The following is a 4,418-nucleotide window of genomic DNA, read 5'->3' as shown; positions in this document are numbered from 1 at the left end:
GCGAACCCGACGACCGGCGCCACGGGCTATGCACAGAGTGGGCAAGGTGCCACCAGCAGCTATAGCGAAGCGGTGAAGTTCGACCTGCGGTATCCGGGGCAGGTGTTCGATGAGGAGACGGGACTGGCGTACAACCTGAATCGGTACTACGACCGGGAGGGAGGGCGGTACATCCAGGCGGATCCGATTGGGCTGGAGGGGGGGTGGAACCGGTTCTTGTATGTGGGAGGAAATCCGGCCTCCTATACCGACCCGACAGGCGAGTTCGCAATCGCCATTCCGTTCATTCCAGCGATCATCACTGGGACAGATATTGCTATCGGAACGGGTTTAGGTGCGCTGAGCTATGGGTTGGATCGCATGTTTGCGAAACCGCCTAAGAATGCATATGACCCAAATGGACCTAAGGCGCCTGGTAAACCCAGTGATGCCGAAGGCTTCAAAGATCCTAAGGGGGGTGAAAGCTGGGTGCCCAATCCCAATCCAAAAGGTCCACGATATGGCTGGGAGGCTGCAGACGGTGGGGTATGGTGCCCTACAGGTCAAGGGGGTGCGCCGGGTTCGGGCACCTCAGGGCCAGCACACGGGGGCGCGCATTGGGATGTGCAGTATCCAGGAGGTGGTGGCTACAACATGTATCCAGGAGGAAAGCGTCGTGATCGATAAGCAGTTAATTTTATTGGCCAAACGTGTTTGGTATTATTCGGAATATGATGAGGCCGCATTCTTCGAATGGCTGGACAAGATTGCCTGCGTGGAGAGATATGAAGGTCAACTGGATGCTTTAAATATTTATGTAAACCATGATCGAATAGATGCAGGTTCTGTTTACGAGTTTCTAGGGCTATTTCGGAGATATGGTATAGACATGAAGCAATTGCAGGTATTCGACAGGGAAGAATTTGCAAGTTGGTTTCGTGATCCACGCGCCCATTGGTTTCAAGAAATATTTGGATAACGACGCGATGCGCTGCACCATCTGGGCTTAAGGGGGACGCGGCGGGGCGTCTGACGCTTATCCTCTACGAGGATAGCCGGCAAACGGGAGGAGGTTCATGAGGGCCATCTGGGCGCCTGCATTGCAGTTCATGGGTTTTGGGGCGTGGCGGGGGCGCAGATCAATAGCAGGCTGTATACCGTCGACGCGGACCACCTGAATGCCCCCCGGCGTTTGACGAAGGGCGAGTGAATAACCAAGGCCCTGCTGATCAATTACAAATCGGCCAACTTGACTCCATTGTTAAGGATTAAAGCGATGGCAACCCATATGAGTCTTCAGATAAGACATGAATTCCAAGATCTTTCAAAATTAGGGGCGGCTTTGGGGTTTCCGGTCGCAAGAATTTGGAGGTCTGGCGATCAGTGTAGATCTCCTAGTGGTGATTTGCTTGAAGGGTGCCATGAACAGTCTTATTTGGCGCTAAAAATCAGACCTCTTTCAAGGAGCATTCCAGAGGCTATTGAGTTAATACAGATCGCTTTTGCTCAGGTTTCTGTCGATCTGCTGCCGATTCTTAACGATCCAATTTTGCGGAAAATACTTTATTGCACGATTGAATCAGGAGGGGAGGAATTACGGCTTCCCGAGATAAAGGTTCTTTTTGATTTGGGGATTGAGCTTGGGTTTGATTGAAGCCTGAATGCGAGAGATTCGGTCGCCATGGCGGCAACAGTCGCGCCGTCACGAGCAGCCTGTACCGCCCACCGCCCACCGCCCACCGCTGACGATGAGCTACCAGACCCAGTACAGTCCCCTAGGCCCGCAGGTGTTCCACACCGCTACGCCTCCAAGCGATAAGTGAAAAGCGAGACGAACAGCACGAAAGTCATCTGATCGTTTATGTGGCAAATCAATTTGCCTTATGGCGCCTTCAGCCAGCAGCAGTTTCCATAGCGATGCATGGTGGCGGAGCACGAATGTCCCGGGCTTCAAACAAAGACGGAATCCATCCACTGAGCCTCCGGCTCGCCGCAACCAAATGCTGGATCAAACCCGTTTCGTGCACTATATTTTTGATAGCAACACAGCCATGATTTTCTAGGGCATGGGGTCTGTTTGGTCATGAACGAAAGCGCGGTAAAGGCGGCCGGCAAGCCCCCGCATGCGCAAAACACATGTCTCGGCCTTCAGCGTTTTCGCGGGAGTGAAATACACGTCTTGAAAGCCCCTGGCCCGCCCCGCCACCCAATGTGAAGCCAGGGTAAAGTTCCTTCCCCCCCACCGAACTCCCCGCGAACGGCTGACCGACAAGGGTTTCATCTCGGCGCACAATGTCGCGTTCGCCAATCCGCATCCAACAATGACCCTCACGGAACTCAAATACATCGTCGCTGTGGCCCGGGAGAAGCACTTTGGCCGGGCGGCCGATGCTTGCTATGTGTCGCAGCCCACGCTGTCGGTGGCCATCAAGAAGCTGGAAGACGAGCTGGAGGTCAAACTTTTCGAGCGCAGCGCGGGCGAGGTGTCGGTCACCTCGCTGGGCGACGAAATCGTGCGTCAGGCGCAGAGCGTGCTGGAACAGGCCGCCGCCATCAAGGAAATCGCCAAGCGCGGCAAGGACCCGCTGGCCGGGGCGCTCACGCTGGGCGTGATCTACACGATCGGTCCCTACCTGCTGCCTGAGCTGGTGCGCCATGCCATCGCGCGCACGCCGCAGATGCCGCTCATGCTGCAGGAGAACTTCACCGTCAAGCTGCTGGAGATGCTGCGCACCGGCGAGATCGACTGCGCGATCATGGCCGAGCCGTTTCCCGACACGGGCTTGGCGATGGCGCCGCTGTACGACGAGCCGTTCATGGCGGCCGTGCCCAGCAGCCACCCGCTGGCCGAACAGAAATCCATTTCCGCCGCGCAGCTCAAGAGCGAGACCATGCTGCTGCTGGGCGCGGGCCACTGCTTTCGCGACCATGTGCTGGAGGTCTGCCCCGAATTCGCGCGCTACGCGAGCAATGCCGAGGGCATCCGCCGCACGTTCGAGGGCTCATCGCTCGAGACGATCAAGCACATGGTGTCGGCCGGCATGGGCGTGACGCTGGTGCCGCGCCTGTCGGTGCCGCGCGATGCCCTGCACACGGGGTCGCGCCGGCGCAAGAGCGACGACACGCACATCCGCTACTTGCCGATCCAGGAGGCCGACGGCAGCCCGCCGCCCATGCGCCGCGTGGTGCTGGCCTGGCGCCGCAGCTTCACCCGCTACGAGGCCATCGCCGCGCTGCGCAACGCGATCTACGCCTGCGAGCTGCCGGGCATGACGCGCCTGTCCTGACCGCAGGCCAGCGGCCTCTTCCGCTTCTTTTTGCGGGCCTGGCGGCCCGGTGGTCGGCGCTGGCCGCCGCGCGCGCGGGTTGCCGGCTTCACCGAAACGCCTCGGGGCAGGGCTAAACTTCGCCCCGCGCGCGGCCGGTGGGTGGGCATCCTCCACCCCGGCCTGGCGCGGGCCGCGCCACATGCGGTCCGCGCGGGGCGCCGCGCTCTCCACAATCCCGAGGACATTCATGAAGAAGCTTTTGATGGCGGCCGGCCTGGCCCTGGGCCTTTCGGCCTGCTCCAGCGTGACCGCGCCGACCGACGCCGCGCCCCTGGCGGGCACGCTCAAGAAACCCGATCTGGACCGCCTGGTGGTCGCCGAGACGGGTGCGCCCAGCGGCGATTTCAGCGCGTTCCTCGAACGCGCGGTGCGCACCTACCCTGCGCTGGCGCCCAGCGTGAAGGCGTATGGGGCCAAGGCCACGCTGGCGGGCGACGACCTGGTGAACATCAGCCGCCTGCTGGGCCTGTACAACCGGCTGCACCACCACACGGCGGTGATCGACACGACCGCGAAGATGGTGGCCATTCCCACGGTGCGCTCGGACAAGGTGCCGCCGCACGAGGACCGGGCCATCATCGCCTTCGGCACGCTGGTCGAAGGCATGGCCAAGGACTTCGGCCTGCAGTACCGCAACGTGGACAACCGCATCTTCGAAGTGAAGCTGCCCGGCACGGGCACCGAAGAATTCGGCATCCTCACGCACGCCGACGTGGTGCCCGTGGTGGCCGACGAATGGGTGCTGGACGACGGCACCCGGCTGGACCCGTTCAAGCTCACGCGGGTGGGCGGCAACCTGTACGGGCGCGGCTCCATCGACGACAAGGGCTCCATCGCCGCCGTGCTGTACGCGATGAAGGCGGTCAAGGACAGCGGCCTGCCGATGGCCCGCACGATCCGCCTCATGGTCGAGACGACCGAAGAGACGGGCGGCGACGCGATGAAGTACTACCGCGCCAAGACCCAGCTGCCCGAGTACAACATCGTGCTGGACAGCAAGTACCCCGCCGTGGTGGCCGAAAAGGGCTCGGGCGCGCTGCGCGCCTCGTTCGCCCTGGCACCTGCCGCCGCCGTGCCGGCCGGTGCGGTCACCATCGCCGCGATGGCGGG

Annotated in this window: 5 protein-coding genes; all 5 read left to right on the top strand. The window is 61.1% G+C overall.

Going from position 1 to position 4,418, the window contains the following annotated elements:
- On the top strand, nucleotides 1-666 hold a 666-nt coding region (locus AC27IQ_RS19310), incomplete at its 5' end, for an RHS repeat-associated core domain-containing protein (protein WP_487090449.1).
- Nucleotides 656-958 carry a hypothetical protein gene (locus tag AC27IQ_RS19305; protein ID WP_487090448.1) on the top strand — a complete coding sequence of 101 codons (303 nt, stop codon included), beginning with the start codon at nucleotides 656-658 and terminating at the stop codon, nucleotides 956-958. The genes AC27IQ_RS19310 and AC27IQ_RS19305, both read left to right, overlap by 11 nt.
- 297 nt (nucleotides 959-1,255) lie before the next feature.
- A complete protein-coding gene (locus AC27IQ_RS19300; protein ID WP_487090447.1) occupies nucleotides 1,256-1,633 on the top strand; it encodes a hypothetical protein in 378 nt (125 codons plus the stop codon).
- Nucleotides 1,634-2,300: 667 nt separating this feature from the next.
- A complete protein-coding gene (locus AC27IQ_RS19295; RefSeq protein ID WP_272566898.1) occupies nucleotides 2,301-3,266 on the top strand; it encodes a LysR substrate-binding domain-containing protein in 966 nt (321 codons plus the stop codon).
- A gap of 229 nt (nucleotides 3,267-3,495) precedes the next feature.
- The coding region (locus tag AC27IQ_RS19290; RefSeq protein ID WP_487090446.1) for a M20/M25/M40 family metallo-hydrolase at nucleotides 3,496-4,418 on the top strand (923 nt) is incomplete at its 3' end.

This window comes from Acidovorax sp. KPB24-07 (assembly GCF_057543315.1).
This window is presented reverse-complemented; position numbering and strand designations above follow the sequence as displayed.